We start from the raw sequence: 19,952 nt of genomic DNA, 5'->3' as shown, positions 1-19,952 counted from the left end.
GCGTATTTCCCCGAAGGATGTTGCCAGCCGTACTCCCGACACAGGCATCGCGTCGGTTGCAACCACAGAATCTGCAGGCAAAAAAACACCGGTTCGACGGAGGTGAGCACCAGGGTTAGAGGAGTTTCTACGCTCCTTGAGGTAGAGATTGCTAGGGGCGTGCTGGGGTGTCAACTGCTGTGGTGGCACACCGAGAGTGCAACCCTGCCGATGAGATACGCGCAAGATTTCTCTGAGTCCCAGCCTGCCAATCTATCTCAACAAACAAGCTTGCCCACCCTTTCACAGTGAATGTCCGCGGAGCCCTGGCCGTCTCGCCGCCGTACGAATTCAATGTAATATCATGGGAGCTGGGTTCGCAAATAAGGCTAGAGGCTCTCGCACAAATAGCTGGCCGGTACATCAATGGGGATTTCCCGAACCAATTCGAGGCTTACACAACATGCAAGACGCTTTTTCTTCCAATTCGGTGAGGGATGTTCTTACAGCAATTTTCATGTTCATAGGATTGTCAGTCGCCGACCAAGCCGTCGCGCAGAATCCAAAACAAAACCTTCAGTACTTTGCCGTTTGCCAGTCGGGTCCGTGCGACATTTACAATGGCGGATCACGTGATCCATTTGGGTATCGGACCGAAATGTATTCTTGGGAAAGTGAGGCAGCGTCTAGAGCCATCGCGGATTATCTCGAAATTGATGGTTGGGATGTCCCTGAGATTCAATCGGTATGGCGGCGTAAATGCGAAAGGGCTGAGGTGGCAACATTCCCCGTTGTCTATTACTCGTTCCCACAGCAGTGGATGGGGCGTGTTGACTTCACTCATCAATGCTACACCTATCGGCCTGACGGTCTGTCACCCCCATCCAGTCCAGCTCCATACGTACGAAGCATAATTGTAAGTGCAAGCTGTAGGCCAGGATTCGTCGTGAAGGACTACGACACAGGCGAGTGCTGGCGTGTTCCTGGCGCCTGTCCAGGCTATCCAGAAAATAGTACTTTCGGATGCGGAGAAAGCGTGGCGGAACTTCAAGCAACTCGAAAGAGCCAGATTGATCCCCGTCGTCTTTTCCATAACCAGCAAGAGTGCATCGCCAGAAAATCATGTGAATTGCGCTGCCAAATGGATAATTGCCAATGGATGGATTTGGTGATCCCTGCGTTCACCAGGCCTTATCTAGACGGGGATGGCATCTGGCCAATAGTGGAGACTAACTGTGGCGCAATGCAGAGCCTGTTGAGCGTGGTACCTGGTGGCAAGTGGATCGCGGATAGAGAGTGTTTCTCGACTATGGGCTGGAATCACGTTCAAATAGACCTCAAGGCTGCGCTTGAAGCACATGGATGTGGAACGCAGAAAGACTGGGACTTGGTCGGAGACCAAATTGCACCGTGCCTACTTAAAACGGACCCTGGATATCCTAACCAGTACTACGAATTTGGCGTCGTCTTCGTTCGCTTGGCTCGTGAGAGAGTGAGATCGCAGTGCCTTGCTAGTCGCAATGCGCGTGGCTTACCCATTGATATTAATTCTGGATTTGGAGGAAAGGTATGCCGAGCCGAGCCCTAATTTTTTTGCTTCTCGCCGCTAGCTCAATGGGCGCCCGTGCACAGAACGACGCTCCACCTACTTGGACCATCCGTGCAGCGATTTCCGGAAACCAGTTAGTAGGAGAATGGGAGCTATCGAAGATAACTTCTCAGGATGAACTGCTCCAGAAAGCAGCATCTGCTCAGATTGGCATCGCCCGTGGAGCCTCATTCCAGATTCAAGTCACGCTAGTTAACCCCGCAGGTGCCGAGGTGGACGTTACTGGATCATCAAAATTGATTTATCGGCCAAAAGCTTGCTTGAATGTAACGTCTAGTGGCATGGCCACTCTGCCGAGCATCCCGAGTAGCCCGGGCACCTGTCAGCCTGGCGACCCACTACCAATCACCATCATATATTTCGACAAGACCGCTGGAGTGGCAGCAGCAAACATGTATGCGATGAAAATCAACTAGCCTATTGCGGCTAGATCTATTGCACTAAAGTTTCAGGAATTCAATTTGAATGGAGTGACGCCAGGTCGACTTCTTAAGTGAACCTAAGCCCGTTCTTCGCTGGTCGCGCGTTCGACTGGCAGCGACATCCAATTGCTGCCGAAGCGCGGGGATGTGCCGAAGGTGCCGGCCAGGGTGTCATTCACCGTGCGAGTTCTCCAACTGGGGGCACGCGCTGCGCATAGGCGCGGCGGGTTGGTCACTCTGCAGGTGCTACGGTGACGATCAGCTCGCCGTTGCGCATGCTTATGTTGAGTTTGCTGCCGATGGTGAAGCCGAGTTGTTCCAGCCAGCGGCCGCGCAGGCGCAGCGTGGGGATGCGTTGGTGGCTGTCGGGGTAGTAGCCGTAGCCGACGGTGCAGTGTTGCGGGGCACGCGGGTGACCTGGGCGGCGCGGTTTGCTGGGATCGGGGCGGGGCTCGGGGATGGGAGTGCGCTCGAGATAGGGTCGCGGTTTGATCGTTGGGTCGAGCGAGTGCCAGCCGATCTCGGAGGGCGGCGGCACCATGGCGCGCTTGCGCGCGGGCTTGGGACTGGACGTGGATCGACGCATTGCAAAGCCCTCCTTGACGAACAGGCCCCCGCCGCCGGGTGGCGACGGGATGTCGGGAGGTTAGAAACCGAAGACAGACGGCGGGCGTATTTCCCCGAGGGGTATTGTATTAGCCACCCTCCCGACGCAGGCAACGCGTCGGCTGCGCCCGCAGCAAGCTGCAGGCACAAAAAACCCACCGGGATTTCGGAGGTGGGTACCGCTGTCTTAGGAGTTTCTACGCTCCGTGGCCAAAAGACTGCTACGCGCCGCGTGACATGTCAACCGGTCGAGGCTGGCAATCTGTAGAGGGTTGATGGAAGATCTTGCTTGCCGTTTGGAGCAGTAGAGCCAGCGTTGGATTGGAGAAGGCAGAGTGCTACCGCGAGCGCACTCATTGCTCATCTACCAGAGCAATGACCAAAACGGTTAACAAGAGTGCGTTATGGCGTCAAGATCGATGGAGGCAGGCCATGAAATGGGGCCCTGGAAGCGAAGAGCCTGAGGATACCCAGCACATAAGAACAGGAAGAAGCTTCTTTTCCCTTTTGTTGCTGCTCCTTGTGGCGGGACTTCAGGGCGCGTGCGCCGACCCTAAGAAGGATTCCACCACGTCATCCCCATCAGTACCGGTCACCGTGCAGGATCCGATCGCAGGCGAGCGCTCGCAGCCAAACAAGCCCAGCATTAGTTCTCAAGAGCTGGAAGCCCGGTTGTTGAAGTTTGTCGATGGATTCAAGTCACCGGCCGACATGAATTACCGGCGGCTGGAGGTCGCGCTGGGTACGAGGTTCGCTGGCACCTCGGACTCCCTGCATCCTTTCTACATCATGAAAGATATTTCCCTCAGCGACGGGTACACCTTTTACGCAAGCCATGTACCCGCGGAAAAAATCTTCTCAAGTATGGAGGTCGCCGTCGGTCTGCCCGAACGTATCGACCCAACGCGCACGCCTACCTCGCGTTGTGTTTGGGATGCAACAACGCTGTCACGGAAACTCGAGGAGATGGGGTACAAGCGTGGTGGGCAAAGGCCTTTCCAGGGAGGATGGCTGCGCCAGCATTGGCGCCCACTCAGTAATGGGACGCAAGGTTTCTCCGTCGCGTTGCTGATCTACCGAACCAGCCAGGACAGTGGTTCGCGCGAATGCGCTTACGGCATGCAGATCGATGGGGGCAAGTCATGATAGGTGTCGATCCAAGAATCGAACCTCTGCTGGGACGCATGGCAAACGATCCGCGCCTTCCAAAAGAGGCCGAGTCCAGTATTCGTCAAGCGCTATCAGAATCGCCCTACCTATCGAACCTGCTTGGTAATGCGATAGAGAATGGGCATATCGGATCGATTGCGGTCTCGCATGGCCAGAACAACGGCGGCCACTTCCAGGATGGCAAGAATGGGAGCGCTGGCACGCTCAACATCAGCGCTGCAGCGTTCAGCGACTTCACCGGCGCGCAGCGGATTGACTACATCACCGAAGTACTCGGGCATGAGACGATGCATGGCGTGCTGGCAGAACACCGCGCTCAGGCACTGGCAGAGTTCGCAAAGACAATGAGCAGCCAGCTGCAGGAGGCGCACGAGAATCGCGAAGGTCAGGTCGACCTTACCGGCCCAACACGCGTCTATCTGGATAGCACTCGGGAGGATGAGGCGCTCTCAGAGATTTCAGGCATGCGTGCGCTTCACGACCGCATCAAGCATCAGAACCCTGGGATGTCTGATGCAATGGTCGAACTTCGGCTACTCCAGCGCTCGACCACGCGTTGTGTGGACAGAGGGGTTGCTCCACCGCAGTTTGCCAACGGACTGACATATGAAGAGCTAACGACGCGCCCGTTCTCACGTAATGATGCGCTGACAAAGTCGGTGGAACAGTGCTTCTACGACGGTCGCGGCACGCTAGGACCTCATGGCGACTCCGATTACCGGAATTACTATGGCGTCAACCCGATCAGCCACATCGCGCAGAGCTACGCGCATCTGGCACATGACCGCAAGCCGCCAGAGGTCCGCATCGATCTCAAATCCCTGGGACTTGACCCAAGACAGCTGGAGCGCAACGGGCTGGAGCTAGGATCTGCGAAGACGTTCAACACCGTTGACCTGGGCAAGGATGGCTATGGCATGGTGCAGCTCAAGGACACTGGCGCACGCGGTGTCAGTTCTCCCAATCTTGTGGCACCGAATGAGCCTGGACGCGCATTGACGCCTGCAGAGGCGGGGCACCCGGACCACGCCATGCATCAGCAGATCCGGAGCAAGGTAGAGCAGCTGGACGCCGCCAATGGCCGCACGTTCGACGCTACCAGCGAGCGGATGACCGCGAGTCTGCTGACGCTAGCCAAAGACAATGGACTAACTCGGGTGGACCACGTGCTGCTCAGCGAAAGGACCAGAGACCTGCCCGCTGCGCAGACCCTGTTCGTAGTGCAAGGCGATCCAAAGGATCCGGCCATGCTGCGCGCTCATATGCCGACGGCCGATGCAGCGCAGCGGCCTGTTCAAGATAGCTATACCCAACTGGAATCTGTCAACCAGCGACTAGCGCAGGAGCGCACGCAAGAGCTGGTAGTGGAACAGCAGCGCTCGCAGGAGCAGCAACAGCGGGGTCCCGTTCCGTCACTTTGAGGCGATGACGCGACGCACCTATCATCAAACGGTTGGCAGCCCCTCGCTCTCGACAAGGAACGGGGGCTGATGCCTAAATGAATCTGACCCGTCCTCAATGTAACGTCTAACGTCCCAATCAAGCCGCCCTGGGAAGCGGCGTTGGCTTGAACGAATTGTTAGGAGTTGCCGCGTAAGATTGCAGCCCTATTGTGCTCGGAGGCTTGCGCAATCCTTGCAAGAATTCCTATGAAGCAACCTATAGCAATGACCCCCACGCCCATTGTCGCCTGACTAAGCGACAGAACGCCTATTGCGACAGCAAGGATTGCAATGACGACGAGAGCAGTGCTCATGATTAAAACTCCTAGTAATTAACCGACGAACAAAGATGACGAACTGCAAAAGGATTCGTGACAACGTTGGATCGAGGAACGGGTTCAGGTTGACTTAGTAATTTCTCATGGCCTATTTTTTCTCTTTTATATGGCACTCTTACCTCAAGAAGTGAACCTGACCCCGTTTTCCGACCGCTTGCGCACATTGCCGGAAGCCGTGCGCGCGCAGATGACGTTGGTGCTGTAAAACATGGGGATACCTTAGAACCTGACCCCCGTTCTTGGCGCACTGTAAAAGGATTTGTAACAAGGTCAAATCAAGAAACGGATGCATGTTTACTTATTAATTGCACCCGACCTTTTTTCGCTTCTATCTGGCACACTTACCTCAAGAAGTTAACCTGACCCCGTTTTCCTGTGAGCGCGCAGATGACATTGTGCTGTAAACGCACGTAGATACCTCAGAACCCGATTCCGTTGTTTTATTTTATTTTATTTATACAATCTCTGGAAAAATTTGCCGAGCAAGTCGTCCAAAAGGATCTACCCCATTTATCATTGAGTCTATCTCATTTTCTATATATGTATAAAGAGCACCGCCGCGGTCAGCTATAATGGTAGGTGCATTCCCCCTCCCTTTGGCATGCTTGTAAAGCGTTATTACAGCGCAACGATCAAAGCGATAGAAGCTAGACACTGGGGTTTCGTCATGAATCCAGATACTAAAGTCCAAACTGGAATTTGATATGGATCCGAAAAGCGCTTTGTACTCAGTAATTGCTTGATTAATTCTACCCTTCATCGTTTCGGCGTCGCTCGCGTTAAATCTTTTTGCAAGATCCTTCATGATTTCCATGTTGTCCGGATCAGGAACAATTAAGCGAATTCGACAACTTTTCTTTTGAGCAAGCAATTTAAGGTCTTCCTCAAAATTAGCCCTCCATGTATTTGCATAACATACAAATATATCAAGCCGCTCAGAAGATCTTATTATTTTTGAGAAATCCGGGCCTCTTAACGGGTTTAAAGAGAACCCCGTCACTCCAACGGTGCGAATCTCTTCGGCCAAACCTGTTTTAGCTAGCAACTCATCCAGGAAGCTTCTTTTAGAGAAGAGCTCCCAAAGCATTGCTATGGATACTGAAGCGATCAATAATGCCCCGAAGTTGGACGTGATGGACTTCAGCCAAAGATATCCTCTCGAAAAATTAAACCACTCTGCGCATATAAGAAGGATTACGCCGCCGATAAAAACCGCTGACGACACCACGTAGGTACGAAGATTTGTTACTTCCTTTGAGGTGTTTTTCACATTTAATAGCTCGTTAGAGAAAGCGGGTACAGTTTTTCTAGCAAGAATATTCCGATCACTTGCATTGGCTAACGAGCTATATTAATAATCTGGCTCGGCAAGTCTCAATTCTTAAACGTTATAGAATTACTTTATGAGGGCGTTCAATTCATCCTTATAGGCAACTATAGGCGAATAAAGTCGGTGAAATGCTCTGCCTATGGCACCTGAAAACAAAGTTAATTTTGGATTGTTAGTTCCGCCATTAAGAATATGAGTAAGTGCGATCCCGGGATATGGATCGATGTAAACGATATCGACTATTCCAAGTTGATATGCTTTCTTTGCACATAATTCGCATGGACTTGCGGTAGTAAACAGTATACCCCCTTGGATTGCTGCAAGTCCGTATTTTGATATCTGTAGAAAGGCATTTTCTTCGGCATGTAGCGATCTTGCGTGCACTTGATTTCTTTCACACTTGAAATTGTTATACTCCGACTTGAAGCAGAACGAATTATTCCTCCCATTTAGTTCAATTTCTCTGAAACGTTCAGTGCTTGCTCTAAAGTGCGTTAAATATTTTTCGTCTGTCTTTTCAAATTCACTGTAAGCAGACGAGTCGGCGCCACCAATCAAGTCGTCGCGGTTTCGCAAATTGCACGGCACTTGTCCATGCGGCGCATCGTTCCATCCCAAAGCGCGTACAGAATAGTTCATGTCCGTTACAACTGCGCCTACTTGACGAGATATACAGCCTGAATTTAGCTTCGCAGTATAAGCAATTTGCATACACCGCTCTACCGCACTTGGCGTAGTTATTCCAGGCCTTCTGATGAGCGATACAAAGCTAATAATTTGATTTGCAAGGGCTTGATACTTATTAACTTCTGACGTCACGTCAGGATTGCTTATGTACAAATCTGCTCGTTGAAGACAGGCCTGAATATCCTGCACCGAATAAAAATCGGGTTCATCGAGATCGTGCGGCGTATATTCTGTATTATCTAGCGATGTTATGTCATCTTCAGAGTATCTCTGTTCACGCAATCTTCGTACGCGATGGTTATCTGGAGACGAAACGGCAACGAGAAAAAAGGATGCGTACCGATCTTGAAAAAATATAGCTTCCAAGGGGTTTCGTATTGCATCAATAACTATGAATGTATTTTGCTGCCGTTTCTTTTGAAAACCGTGGATCTGCTTGACGACAGAGTTGATACGTTCCGCAATTGTGAAGAATTGGCCCTCCACCACCTCATTTTTGTACGGGCTTCCTGACAGACGCAGATTTCTACCTACTTCCTGGTATAATTTAACGAAAACACTCTCACCCAGAAGCATTTTCAGTGCGTCGCACTTCTCTGGTAGCGTCTGCGTGTAATAGATCGTCGGGTCATCTAGTTCAGCTTTAGAAAGGCTGTCATAGGGTATTTGGAGCTCTGAAAGCAATTCTGCAAACTTGCCCTTAAGATCTGCATCAGCTAAAAGATGGGAAAATTTCTCGCTTACATCATTAACATCTTCATCAAGAAGGAAAGTTGTTATAATTGATCTGACTTGAATCAATAAAAATGGGCTCCATGTAGCGGCAAAGTGCCGATACACTATCCGCTCCTTTCTTTGCTCGTTCGTCTCTGGCGAGTTCCCATTGAACAGGCTATGTTTGATTTTATCTTTCGGAGATTGAAGGATTTTTGCCGAAGTGCTACAACCACTTCCCGTGCGACCGGTCAATCCAAGAAGTATGAAATCGTCTTCATCTCCGTATATCTTGGCAATTGCCGATTTTAAATAGTTTTTCTTCGGCTGCGGCTCGATGATTTCATTCATGAGATATGCAATCTATATTTACCAGGGAGATAAACGGAAAAATAGTGGAGATGACTTTTCAAACGCCTCGGCCTTGGCCACTAACGTATTGACACATGTCTTTGGATTTTCCTTCCGCTTCATTACTAATTTTGGATATCAACGGATATCTCCAGAAGAGATTCGGTGAAGAATTTTTATTTTTATTAAATTTATCCATCATCTACCACAGGCCTGATCCATAAAAGCGGCCGCGTTTAAATCAGCTATCAGAGACAAACTTAGTTAACTTGCGACGACGGGCCAGAAGCATGCGAAGTATCAGAAGTGCCGGGAACGCAAGGACGGCGATTCGCAGTTGGAGCGTCGGCATCACGCCCTCCTTCGGCCAGAAAGAAAGCCAAATCGCGAGTGCCGCGAGGCAGCACAGCGTCAGCATCAGCAATCGCTTGGCGACGCGTAAGGAAAACGGCATTGCCAGCGCGGGAGCGGCCATCACCAGAAATCCGATGCCGCTGATCAATGCACTCGTCTGTCCCTCACGTACCTGGCCTACTGCAACCAGCGCCAACAGCAATGCGCCTGTCGCCGCGAGCATGACCCCGGCAAGGCCGGCGAGCAGCTTCAGGAGTTTTTGATAGCGCATTCTTTGCGTCCTAGTTCCTGCATTACGCAGCACTTCCGAGTGGCGTTGGCTTGAGGCCTGCTAGGACTTGTGACGCCGATAGTGGTTGTTGGTACTGATGCTGCGGTAGCTGCCACCCTTGTGCGAGGCGCCGTGGCCTGCGCTGTAGTGACCGCCGTGACTGGTGGTGTGGTGCGAACCGGCGGCCCTGACGCGCGCTTGCGCTGTTGGGGTAAACACACCGAGTGCGGCCACAGTCAGTGCCGCGATGCTCCATGCCTTGCTCAACATTTTTTCTTCCCCCTGAAGAAATGTGTGGCTTTGCGGCTGCATTAAGTCCTGCGTGCCTCGATCCTCGCCGAGTTTTTGGATTGCGTCAATGCGCTTGCGCGAATGATCGTTGGCTTTATCGGCTTTGCCCTCATCCGCCCTTCGGGCACCTTCTCCCGCGTGCGGGAGAAGGGATGGGTGAGTTTGGTTATGGGCTGTTTTTTATCGTTGGCGCGGTGGTTGGGGTCGGCAGCGGCAGCTTATTGTTGAGTTCGGTAATCTCTGCGACGTTACCATCGGTGATGACGCGCAGTTGCGCGGTTTTTGTGTTTGCGGCGTTGGCCAGCGGCAGGCGCACCTGCGTGGTGATCGGCTGCAGATCGCGTGGTGCCGCGAGTGCCGGGAACGCGGCTCTTGCCAGCTCCTTCCCACGCGCATCTTCCAGCACCACAAACCCGGCTGGTGCGTCGGCATGACCGAGGCTGTGCACGGTCACTTCGATGGCATCTGCAGTCACGCGCACGTCGCCGTGGCCGATGCCAAGGTCCGGGCGTAGTTCGACCGGGGTGGTGGCTGCGATACGTTCGAGCTGCAGGACGGTGGTGCGGCCTGCGGGGAAGTCGATGTCGATGGCTGCGCTTTTTTCGAAAGCGACCTCTTGCGTTTTGGCGTTGCTGTCGAGCTTGCCGTCATTGGCTTTGCTCACGCCCTGGGTGATACGCCATTGGCCCGGGGCGACGTTCCAGCCGGTCATGCTGGCGCGCTGAGGTTTACTGGAGGTGTTGTAGGCGATGACGGTGAAGCGGTCTTGCCGGGGTGCGGGGATGGCGATAGCGACCTGGGTCGCCGCTTCTGGATCGGCGAAGCGCCAGCTCACGATGTGGCCGGGGTAGGTCTGGTTGCGCTTGAGGGCCACGCCGCCAAGGCGTGCGCGTTGCAGGTTGACCGTGGGGGATTCCACGCGGTCGCTCCACCAGTGGCCTTCGGTGTTCATGTAGAAGTTCTGCAGTTTCTCTCTTGTCTCGCTGCGGTAAATGGAAGCGAGATAATCGAGATTGCCGGTCTGCTCCCAGGCCACGTGGTGCGGGAAGTCCGGGGCGCTGTCATCGTCTTTATTTGCGGCGTCGATGAGCTTGGCGCTCCAGTCGCTGCGCTTGCCCATGACGTCGAGGAAGTTTTCGTTGAGCAGCGATAAACCATTCGGGCCGCTGTTGGCGACACGGTAGTTAATCGGCTTGAGATAGCGATCTTCGCCAGTGAAGCGGTAGGCGGCCCAGAAGGTGTGCAAGGTGTCGGCGCCGCCGCTGCCTTCGAACAGTTCGCCGCCGCGGGTTTTGCCGGTTTGCCAGTTGATCTCGTTGGGCAGCGCCCAATTGCCCTTGGCGTTGGTGTAGGCGTGGGCGAGATAGCCGTCGGCCAGGCCGGTGACGATGCGGCGGCTGTTGGGGTCGGCGTTATAGCCGCCCAGCAGGATGGCCGGGTGCACGATGGGGAAGGAGTACGGTTTTTGCCATTGCCAGTTGGGCTCGCGGTAGACGGTGCGGCCGCCGAACCAGTTGCTGGCGAACAGCAGGTGGCCTTGCGGGTTGACCTGGATGATGGTGTCGAAGGCCTTGACCGTCTGCATCAGGCGCTCGACGGTGCGCGGGTCGCCCCAGTTGAGGTACAGCAGGGCGCTGTTGAGGTTGATGCCCTCCTCATACGAATGCAGCTCGTCGGTTTCGATGGTGGACAGGCCATTGGTAAACATGCCGTTGCGGTAGTTGGCATCGGACAGCGCCAGCATGGAGGCGTTGAGCATGTCCGGGTCCACGCCCATCAGCGCGACGCCGGGCCATTGCTGCACCAGGTCCGAGTCGTCGGAGATGCCGCCGCCGAAATCGCCGTAGGCCACCTGGCGCTGCTCGATCCACCAGCGGATGTAGCGGCGGGTGACGCTGAGGTCTTGCAGCTGCCAGAACGCCCAGGCGGGCACGCCCTTGGGTACGGTGGGCAGCTCGACAGGCAACGCGCCCTGGTTGGCGTAGCTGATGTCGTTCCAGTACTGGCGGCCGAGGGCGTGGTCCGGGTCGACGCGCAGCAGGTCGGTGATGTCCGCATCTAGCCGTTTGTAGAGCAGCTGGCGCTTGGAGGTGGTGTGTTCTTCGACCAGAAAGCCCCAGTTGTCCTTGACCTGGTTGAAGCGGTCAGCGACGTGCTCTGTGATGGCCTCGGTGCGCGGCTTGAACACCAGTTGCAGCTGGGTGCCGTCGAGCGCGTTGGCATCGAAGCCGGGGGCAGCGGCCGCGATGCTGAGCATGAGGCTGTCGTTGCTGAGGATGCGGTCGCGCAGATCCAGCCACAGCGTGCGGGCCTGGCCGGGGGCGACGGAGACCGAGACATCGATCATGTCGCGTGCGGGCCAGATGGGGTCCTTGATGCGGATGTTGAGCGGGATGCTGCCGTTGTGGGTGGCCGGCAGGTTGAGCGCCGGCAGGGTGATGGCGATGCCGTCCAGGCCGTCGTGCATGTTCTCCCAGCCGTAGGACCAACTGCGCATCAGCGCCTGGTCCGGCGGCGGGTTGCCCAGGCTGGAGGGCACCAGGATGTGCACGATGGGTTGCTGCTTGCTTGCTGCGGCCTTGTCGCTTGGGCGCTTGCGCGCCGGTGCCTTGGTGGGCAGCGCGATGACGGTCTGGCGCTCGCCTGGCGGGTAGCGGCCGGCAATGACAGCGCGCAAGGGTGCGAGGTTGTCGTAGTCGGGCTGGATGTCGCTGCGCACGGTGTAGCTGAGTTGCGCGCTGCCGTTGGGCACGTCGCCCGGCTGCACGTCGTAGGCCCAGATTTCCTGGATGGGCGTTTCCTGCGCGGTGTTGGCAAAGCGCAGCGTGCCGCCGCGGCGCTCTTCGAACTGGTCGACGCTGCGCACCACGCCTTGCTGGCGTGCGAACAACGGTTGCGGCTGTGCATTAGGTGCAGCGTAGGTGGCCTGGCCGTAGGCGGCACCGCGTAGTTCGATGCGGTTGAAGGGTTCGTCCGGCAGGGTGAGGTCGAGTGCCTTGCCGCCTTCGACATAGGTGTTCCAGTCTGGCAGCTGGAAATAGTCGTTGCGCCCCGGCAGCCGCGAGCGGTTGTAGACGCCGGGCCAGGTGGTTTCGGCGATGCCGTCGGTGGCCTTCCACATCCATTGCTTGAGGTCGCGCGCGTCGGTGAATTCCACCTTGCGGATGCGGGTGACCGGAGCGGTCAATACAGGCGGCGCATGGCCGTTGTCCCAGCCGTAGCGATGCAGGAAGGCGGCATGTTGCGCGTCCGCAGCGATGGCGGGTGCGGTGGTGGGTTCCTGCAGGCGCGCAAGCGCAGCGGCGCCGCTGGCGTCGAGCATGCGGTCGTAGATGCGGATCTCGTCGAAGTCGCTGCCGCGCAAAAAGTTGTAGCGGCTCTGCACCTGGTGCGGCGACATCACGCGGCCGGCCAGGCCGAACTGGTCGAGTGCGGCGTCGTAATCGAGCGAACCGCCATTGGTGCAAGGCGCGCCGCAGTCTGCGCGTGCGGCCTCCTTGCCGTCGACATACAGGCGCACGCCGCGGGTTTCGTCCCAGGCAAACGCAATGTGGGTCCAGTCGCTGGCAGCGGGAGCCTTGTCGAGCTTGAAGGAGACACGGGTGCGCGCGAGATTGGCATCGGTGACGAAGGCATCGAGGCCGTGGCCGTTCCAGTCGATGCGCAGCCAGGCCATGTCCCAGCTGGTGTGGTCGGCGTAGCCGACGCGGAAGATCACGAACGGCGCTTCGCCGACCGGGTAACGCGAACGCCAGAAGAAGCCGAGCGTGCCGCGCTGGGTGTAGAGGTTGCCGGGTGCATTCCACGACAGCACGCCGTCGTCGGCCCATTCGATGGCGTTGCCGCGTTTACCGGTGGGCACCAGCGCGATCTTGTCGCGGAAATTGGGCACGCCATCGCCGCGGGCGACATCGGCTTGCAGGCTCTGGTCGGCCGAGACGCGGAACAACAACTCCGGTGCATCGGCAGCGGGCGCACGCATCGGCAGCGCAATCAACAACAGCACACCCATCCACCACTTCTGCACGCTCACTGCCTGACTCCTCAAAAAGCATCGCCGCACGGGGTCACCGCGCGGCGAATATTCGAAACTGCATGGCGATGACAGCCCCACGCCGGCACGGGTCTGCCTCATGTCCTGCCCGGCGCCGCGATGGCCTGCATAGCCTACGCGGTGCCAGCCTGCCCGTGCATCGCACCTTGGTCACCACTGGATGCACGCTGATGACCCAGGCGGTGCGTCGTGCGCGGCGCGGACGGGTTGCCATCCACCACTGGGTTGCGTGCAGCGGGGTGCGGGGTGCGGTGCGTCGTACAGATGCGTTGCAACGTCGATCTCGCGCCCGCTACGCGATGTACGTGGCGGGCGCGAGATCACTTGGCGCGACTTGGCTGCACTTAGAACTTGTAGCGCAGGCCCAGCAAGTACTGGCGGCCGGTTTCGGTGTACTGCAACGGCAACTCGCCGGTTTGCGGCGACCACACCCATTCGTCGGACGCTTCGTTGGTGAGGTTAATGCCCTCCAGGCTCAGCTCCAGCTGCTTGCTAATCTTGTAGCGCAGCGAGGCGTCGATCATGGTGGTACCGGTCATGCCGTGCACGCCATCGACGTTGAATCCCGCTTCGGTGCCGGGGGCCTGGGTCAGGTAATCGTCGCGATTGGTGGCCGAGATGCGGCCGGCGAAGGACTCGCCCTCGTAGAACAAGGTCGCATTCCACGACGAGCGCGACAACCCGGTCAGGTCGTTCTTCATCACCGGTGCGCCGGTGCTGGACAGGTACTGGATCTGCGAATCCACCCAGGTGTAGTTCAGTTGCACGCCCAGATTGGCCCACTTGCCCGGCAGGAACGTAAAGGGCTGAACATAGTTCGCTTCCACGCCCTTCAACTCGCCACCGGGTGTATTCAACGGAATGCTGAAGGTGAAGTCGTCGTTGATGCTGGCGCCGGTGCCATCCAGCAAGGAAGCCGGCAAGCCACTGCTGGCATACGGGCGCACTTCGCGTGCGGTCTGGATGAAACTTTCGATGTCCTTGTAGAACACGCCGACACCGAGCATCGCGCCCTCGTTGAAGTACCACTCCAGGCCAAGATCGACATTGGTGGCTTCGATTGGATCCAGATCCGGGTTGCCGCCGGACACGGTGCGTGCGCCACCGGCCACCGCCACGGTCACACCGGGCGTGAGGCTGCCCAGGCCGGGGCGCGACATCACCTTGGCCGCGCCCAGACGCAGCAGCAGGTCGGGCGCGAGCTCGGCCACCAGGTTGAACGAGGGCAGCGTGTTGTTGTACTTGCGGCCCACCGTGGTCAGCGCCGGCGCGTTGTTGATCAACGCATAGCCGGTGGATTCCTGCTCGGTACGCACATAGCGCACGCCGACATTACCCGACAGCGGGATGGAGCCCAGGTCGGTGGAGAACTCGCCCATCAACCAGACGCCGCGGTCCTTTTCTTCGACGCTGCGGGTGTTGTTGGCGCGCGGCGCCACGGCGTAGGTGCCGGCGTTGCGGTAGATGCCGAGCTGGTTGGCCACTGCATCCAGGTTGGGAACGACCCAGTTGGACGGGCTGCCGTTGATGCCCTTGAGGCCGGCCTGCTCGGTCAGGTCCGTCGGCACGATGCGGGTGCCATCGGCGAAGGTCGGCACCGCAATTTCGCTGGCGCGACGCAGCTCAACCGTGCTGAATGTGTAGTCCTTGGCCAGCACGCCACCCTTGAGGCGGAACCTGGGGCTGATGTTCCAGTTGAAGTCGATCTGCGCCGTATCGAAATCGTTGTCCACCGTCTGCGGACGCAGGCGGATTTCGGCCAGTTCCCACCCGGCAGGATTGGTCGGGTCGATGCCGTAGTTCAGCACCGGCGCGCGATTGTTGCCGCGATAGTCGTAGCTGTACCCGTCGACGTCGTACTTGTCCATGATGATGGTGGTCTGCACCGGGTTCTCGTGCGCCGAGCGCGAGGTACCGACACGGCCGGACACGGAGAAGGCATCGCTGAAGCGGTGCTCCAGATCCAGGCTGACCTGCTTGAACTCGGTGTTCCACTCGTCGTGGCGGTTCTCCGAGCGGATATCGACGTTGTCGAATTCGCCGTACACCAGCGCGTTGTTGCGGATCTCGCCATTGCGCACGATGGTGGCCGGCTTGCCGTCGCGATCGGCGCGCCGCGGCGTGCCGCTGTCGCGACCGCGGCTGAAGGAGATGGCCTCGATGTAGTGCTCATCGCGCGTGGCGTCGATCTTGGAGTACAGCGCGTCCAGCGAGATGGTGGTGCGGTCGGTGGGCTTCCACTGCAACGACCCGGTCACGCCCAGGCGCTGCTGGTCGTGTTCCATCTGCACATAACGCGGGAAGCGCGGGTGGTACACGTCCGCCGAGCGTGCGGCCGCAAATGGCGATGCCGCACTGAAGTTGCCGTTGCTCGTCCCATTGGCCCAGCGGCCGGTGTTGGAGCCTTCTTCCAGCACCTGCCGCTCGGTGTAGGCCACCGACAGCAAGGCGCCGAAGGTGTTGTCGGCCCAGGTATTGGCGATCAACGCAGCCACGCGCGGGTTGGCCTTCTCGGCCATGGCGTTGTAGGCCGCCTGGCCACTGGCGGCAAACGTAAAGCCGCTGTAGTCGAACGGGCGCGCGGTGCGCAGGTCGACGGTGGCCCCCAGCGAGCCCTCTTCCACATCGGCCGAGGCCGTCTTGCGGGCGATCAGCTGCGAGAACAGGTCCGAGGCGAAGACGTTGAAGTCGAAGCCGCGGCCGCGGTTGGTGCCGCCGCTCTGGTCGCCGGCGCCCACGGTGGTGAGCGCTTCCATGCCGTTGATGCGGACGCGGGTGAATTCCGGGCCCAGGCCACGCACCGTGATGGCGCGGCCTTCGCCGGCGTCGCGGGTGATCACCACGCCGGGAATGCGCTGCAGCGACTCGGCCAGGTTGAGGTCGGGGAACTTGCCGATGTCTTCGGCCACGATGGCATCGACCACGCCGGCTTCGCCGCGCTTGATGTCCAGGGCCTTCTCGACGCTGGCGCGGTAACCGGTCACCGTGACAGTGTCCAGGTCGACGGCGGGCTCAGCGGGCGATTGGGCGGCGTCTTGTGCGGCAGCCTGGCCGCTCAGCGCCAGGCCGATCGACAGCGCAAGCAAGGTAACCGGTGTCTTCCGGCTGGTGGTCCGAAATTGCATGTCCTCCCCTCCCAAGGGTCCATGAACAATGTGAAATAGCGGGTTGAGCGCGGCAATGACACCGCTGGTCAAAACGACGTTACCAGCTGAATCGTCCCGTAACATCTTGCAGCGCAGCAGAAAACGCCACCAAATTTCCGAAAAACGGGTGCAGGCGGTCCCTTCACGCCGCATCATGTCCGTAGCAGCCGGCATTTCGCGCCGGCTAGAATGACACCGATGGTCATCTCAGTGCGCGACGGCGCCCCCACCCGTCACGTACCACCCAGCCGAGGTAATTGCCGTATGAGCCGTGCCCGTATCCTGTGTTTTGGTGAGTTATTGCTGCGCCTGGGGGCGCCTGGCCATGAACTGCTGCTGCAGCAGCCTCGGCTGGATGTGCACTGCGGCGGCGCGGAGGCCAACGTCGGCGTCTCGCTGGCGCATTTCGGCCATGACGTGGCCATGGTCAGCACGGTGGCGGACAACCCGTTGGGCGCCGCGGTACTGGGCGAACTGCGCCGGCACGACGTGGATACCCGCCATGTGCGGCGCGTGGATGGCCGCATGGGCCTGTATTTCCTGACCACCGGGGCGATCCATCGCCCCAGCGAGGTGATCTACGACCGCGCCGACTCGGCCTTTGCGCTGGCACCGGCCGATGCCTACGACTGGCCGCGTCTGCTGGAAGGCGTGCAGTGGCTGCACCTGTCCGGGGTGAGCCCGGCATTGGGCGCGGAGGTGGCGCAGGCCACGTTGGCGGCGGCACGTGCTGCGCGCGCGGCCGGGGTGAAGGTGTCGTTCGACGGCAACTACCGGCCCAAGTTGTGGCAATGCTGGCAGGGCGATGCGCGCGGCATCCTGCATCAGCTGTTTGCCTGTGCGGATGTGGTGTTTGCCGATTACCGCGACATCGGCGTGGTGCTGGGCGGGGAGTTCGCGCAGGACACGCTGGAAGCGCGCGTGGAAGCGGCCGCGCAGCACGCCTTCGCTGCATTCCCGCAGCTGCAGTTGATGGCCTGCACGCAACGCGTGGCGCATCACGTGGACCACCACAGCCTGGGCGCGATGCTGGTGCCGCGCCAGGGCGCGTTGGCGCGTGCGCCCAGCGAAGAGCTCACCCCCATCATCGACCGCATTGGCGGCGGCGACGCGTTTGCGGCCGGCGTGCTGCACGGCCTGATCGAAGGCTGGTCGCTGGAGGATACCGTGCGCTTCGGCCTGGCCGCCGGCTGTTTGAAGCATTCGATCCCGGGCGATTTCAATCCGCTGTCGGTGGCCGACGTGCAGGCCTGCGTGGGCGATGCGCGGTTCGATGTAAGGCGGTGAATTGGGAATTGGGAATCGTAAGAGCTGAGAGCGCTGGTTTTCGGCACTGGATTCGAATGTTTTGCCGATAGCACGGCGCATCCGGAACTGGCGCGCGATTGCGCGCCAGCGGGCAGCTGGCAGATGCCCGCTAGGTGTTGTTCGCTGCGCTGACGCGTTTCAGGCGGGCTTGCGTGCGAGGCGCTTGTTGATGAGCCATGCCATCGCGGCACTTACCAGCACCACGCAGAGCGAGGCAGGCACGCTGAAGAACGCCGCAATCAATAGCGCGTTCTGCCACGGCGGTGCCGAGCCGTCCTGCACCACCACGGCGCAGACCACGGCCGTAGTGATCACAGGATTGGCGAGTGCTTTGAGCGCACCGTGCGCACGGATAAACCGCAACAGCGCGGCACAGACGCCACTGACAAGAAAGGCCAGGACCAGATGCGATAAGTTTGTCCATTGGGGGCCGGGATTCGGAATTAGGGAATGGGGATTCGTCGCAGCAGCTCAGCAAGACAACCGGCAACGTACCGGTTGTCCTTATCGCGAAGTCTTGATGTCCGCCCAAGATCAGTGCTGCATCAGCCACCGCTCTTGCAATTCCCGATTCCCGATTCTCAGCCCAACTCGATGCAATCGAAGCTGACATCCGTCGCCACGTCGGCGTCGTAATCCACATCGGTGCGCTCGAAGCCGAACAGCTTGAGGAACTCGTGCTTGTAGCCGGCGTAGTCGGTGAGCTCGAACAGGTTCTCGGTCGTGACCTGCGGCCATAGCGCCTTGCAGGCGTCCTGCACGTCGTCGCGCAGTTCCCAGTCGTCCAGGCGCAGACGGTTTTCGTCGTCCAACTGCGCCGGCTGGCCGTCTTCGCGGTACAGGCGCTCGCGGAACAGGCGGTCGAGCTGCTCGATGGTGCCTTCGTGCAGGCCCTTTTCTTTCATGATCTTGTAGACCATGGAGATGTACAGCGGCATCACCGGAATGGCCGCGCTGGCCTGGGTGACCACCGACTTGAGCACCGCCACATTGGCGCCGCCACCGCGCTTGGCCAGGCGCGCATTCAAGCGCTGCGCGGTGTGGTCCAGGTCGACCTTGGCCTTGCCGAGTGCGCCATGCCAGTAGATCGGCCAGGTGATTTCGGTGCCGATATAGCTGAAGGCCACGCTGCGCGCGCCATCGGCGAGCACGCCGGCGCCTTCCAGCGCGTCGATCCACAATTCCCAATCCTGCCCGCCCATTACGGTGACGGTATCTTCGATCTCCTGCGCGCTGGCCGGCTCGATCGAGGCCTGGATGATGGTGTCCTTGTTGGTGTCGATGGCGGTGGCGGTATAGGTCTGCCCGATCGGCTTGAGCGCCGAGCGCTTGACTTCGCCGCTGCCCGGCAGCTTGCGCACCGGCGAGGCCAGCGAATACACCACCAGGTCGACCTGCCCGCCCATCTCGGTCTTGATCAGCTCGATCACCTTCTCGCGCGCGGCATCGGAAAACGCGTCGCCATTGATCGACTTGCTATACAGCCCGGCCGCCTTGGCATGTTTGTCGAACGCGGCCGAGTTGTACCAGCCGGCCGTGCCGGCCTTGCTGGCGGTGCCGGGCTTTTCGAAGAACACGCCCAGCGTGTCCGCACCGAACCCGAAGGCAGCGGTGATGCGCGAGGCCAGGCCGTAGCCGCTGGACGCGCCGATCACCAGCACTTTCTTGGGGCCGTCGGTGCGTACGCCACGCGCACGCGTTGCGGCAATCTGCTCGAGCACATTGCGCTCGCAGCCAAGCGGATGCGTGGTGGTGCAGATGAAGCCGCGCACTTTGGGATGGATGATCAACGTGGACTCCTGGTCAGCAAGATGCTGGCGGCATCTTAGTGCGTGTGGCGCGCACGAAACAGCCTGATGCGTAACACACGCCGCTGTATG

At 58.6% G+C, this 19,952-nt stretch carries 11 protein-coding genes and 1 pseudogene; 3 read left to right on the top strand and 9 right to left on the bottom strand.

Going from position 1 to position 19,952, the window contains the following annotated elements; genetic code table 11:
• Nucleotides 1-2,242: 2,242 nt before the first annotated feature.
• On the bottom strand, nucleotides 2,243-2,596 hold the full coding sequence (locus EO156_RS14335; RefSeq protein WP_016848843.1) for a SymE family type I addiction module toxin: 354 nt from the start codon (nucleotides 2,594-2,596) through the stop codon (nucleotides 2,243-2,245).
• 452 nt (nucleotides 2,597-3,048) lie between these two features.
• Between EO156_RS14335 and EO156_RS14330 the strand changes: the two genes are divergently transcribed.
• Nucleotides 3,049-3,762 (top strand): hypothetical protein, encoded by a 714-nt coding sequence (locus tag EO156_RS14330; protein ID WP_026006796.1) that lies wholly within the window; start codon nucleotides 3,049-3,051, stop codon nucleotides 3,760-3,762.
• Nucleotides 3,759-5,207, top strand: a complete 1,449-nt coding sequence (locus EO156_RS14325; protein WP_026006795.1) for an XVIPCD domain-containing protein — start codon at nucleotides 3,759-3,761, stop codon at nucleotides 5,205-5,207. Before EO156_RS14330 ends, EO156_RS14325 begins: the two co-directional genes overlap by 4 nt.
• Before the next feature lie 813 nt (nucleotides 5,208-6,020).
• Here the strand turns inward: EO156_RS14325 and EO156_RS14320 are convergent.
• The 6 genes from EO156_RS14320 to EO156_RS14290 all read right to left on the bottom strand — a co-directional run bounded on the left by EO156_RS14320 (nucleotide 6,021) and on the right by EO156_RS14290 (nucleotide 16,743).
• The gene (locus tag EO156_RS14320) at nucleotides 6,021-6,836 is read right to left on the bottom strand and encodes a hypothetical protein (RefSeq protein WP_124632033.1); all 816 of its coding nucleotides are present in this window, start codon (nucleotides 6,834-6,836) and stop codon (nucleotides 6,021-6,023) included.
• Nucleotides 6,837-6,962: 126 nt separating this feature from the next.
• Nucleotides 6,963-8,648 carry a hypothetical protein gene (locus EO156_RS14315; protein WP_078585792.1) on the bottom strand — a complete coding sequence of 562 codons (1,686 nt, stop codon included), beginning with the start codon at nucleotides 8,646-8,648 and terminating at the stop codon, nucleotides 6,963-6,965.
• A gap of 241 nt (nucleotides 8,649-8,889) precedes the next feature.
• Nucleotides 8,890-9,273: a hypothetical protein gene (locus EO156_RS24400; RefSeq protein WP_016848838.1), complete on the bottom strand. Its 384-nt coding sequence runs from the start codon at nucleotides 9,271-9,273 to the stop codon at nucleotides 8,890-8,892.
• 60 nt (nucleotides 9,274-9,333) lie between these two features.
• On the bottom strand, nucleotides 9,334-9,543 hold the full coding sequence (locus EO156_RS14305) for a hypothetical protein (RefSeq protein WP_016848837.1): 210 nt from the start codon (nucleotides 9,541-9,543) through the stop codon (nucleotides 9,334-9,336).
• A 187-nt stretch (nucleotides 9,544-9,730) separates the two neighbouring features.
• Nucleotides 9,731-13,576 carry a LamG-like jellyroll fold domain-containing protein gene (locus EO156_RS14300; protein ID WP_033483014.1) on the bottom strand — a complete coding sequence of 1,282 codons (3,846 nt, stop codon included), beginning with the start codon at nucleotides 13,574-13,576 and terminating at the stop codon, nucleotides 9,731-9,733.
• A gap of 386 nt (nucleotides 13,577-13,962) precedes the next feature.
• Nucleotides 13,963-16,743 carry a TonB-dependent receptor gene (locus tag EO156_RS14290; protein WP_016848835.1) on the bottom strand — a complete coding sequence of 927 codons (2,781 nt, stop codon included), beginning with the start codon at nucleotides 16,741-16,743 and terminating at the stop codon, nucleotides 13,963-13,965.
• Nucleotides 16,744-17,028: 285 nt separating this feature from the next.
• Between EO156_RS14290 and EO156_RS14285 the strand changes: the two genes are divergently transcribed.
• Nucleotides 17,029-18,051: a sugar kinase gene (locus tag EO156_RS14285; protein WP_016848834.1), complete on the top strand. Its 1,023-nt coding sequence runs from the start codon at nucleotides 17,029-17,031 to the stop codon at nucleotides 18,049-18,051.
• A gap of 159 nt (nucleotides 18,052-18,210) precedes the next feature.
• Here EO156_RS14285 and EO156_RS24395 read toward each other — a convergent pair.
• Nucleotides 18,211-18,496, bottom strand: a pseudogene (locus EO156_RS24395) (hypothetical protein).
• Nucleotides 18,497-18,653: 157 nt separating this feature from the next.
• A complete protein-coding gene (gene fabV, locus EO156_RS14280; RefSeq protein ID WP_016848832.1) occupies nucleotides 18,654-19,862 on the bottom strand; it encodes an enoyl-ACP reductase FabV in 1,209 nt (402 codons plus the stop codon).
• Nucleotides 19,863-19,952 lie beyond the last annotated feature (90 nt).

Origin of the sequence: Xanthomonas sp. DAR33341, from assembly GCF_003992815.1 — a bacterium.
In the GTDB taxonomy this organism is placed as follows: Bacteria; Pseudomonadota; Gammaproteobacteria; order Xanthomonadales; family Xanthomonadaceae; genus Xanthomonas; species Xanthomonas cissicola.
Note: the sequence above shows the minus strand (reverse complement) of the source record. Positions and strands in the feature narration are given on the sequence as shown.

What these genes read in the sequence shown, in the direction of transcription:
- EO156_RS14285 (WP_016848834.1), top strand. Translation starts at nt 17,029, where the DNA reads ATGAGCCGTGCCCGTATCCTGTGTTTTGGTGAGTTATTGCTGCGCCTG.
- EO156_RS14330 (WP_026006796.1), top strand. Translation starts at nt 3,049, where the DNA reads ATGAAATGGGGCCCTGGAAGCGAAGAGCCTGAGGATACCCAGCACATA.
- EO156_RS14305 (WP_016848837.1), bottom strand. Translation starts at nt 9,543, where the DNA reads ATGTTGAGCAAGGCATGGAGCATCGCGGCACTGACTGTGGCCGCACTC.
- EO156_RS14315 (WP_078585792.1), bottom strand. Translation starts at nt 8,648, where the DNA reads ATGAATGAAATCATCGAGCCGCAGCCGAAGAAAAACTATTTAAAATCG.
- EO156_RS14290 (WP_016848835.1), bottom strand. Translation starts at nt 16,743, where the DNA reads ATGCAATTTCGGACCACCAGCCGGAAGACACCGGTTACCTTGCTTGCG.
- EO156_RS14325 (WP_026006795.1), top strand. Translation starts at nt 3,759, where the DNA reads ATGATAGGTGTCGATCCAAGAATCGAACCTCTGCTGGGACGCATGGCA.
- EO156_RS14300 (WP_033483014.1), bottom strand. Translation starts at nt 13,576, where the DNA reads ATGGGTGTGCTGTTGTTGATTGCGCTGCCGATGCGTGCGCCCGCTGCC.
- EO156_RS14335 (WP_016848843.1), bottom strand. Translation starts at nt 2,596, where the DNA reads ATGCGTCGATCCACGTCCAGTCCCAAGCCCGCGCGCAAGCGCGCCATG.
- EO156_RS24400 (WP_016848838.1), bottom strand. Translation starts at nt 9,273, where the DNA reads ATGCGCTATCAAAAACTCCTGAAGCTGCTCGCCGGCCTTGCCGGGGTC.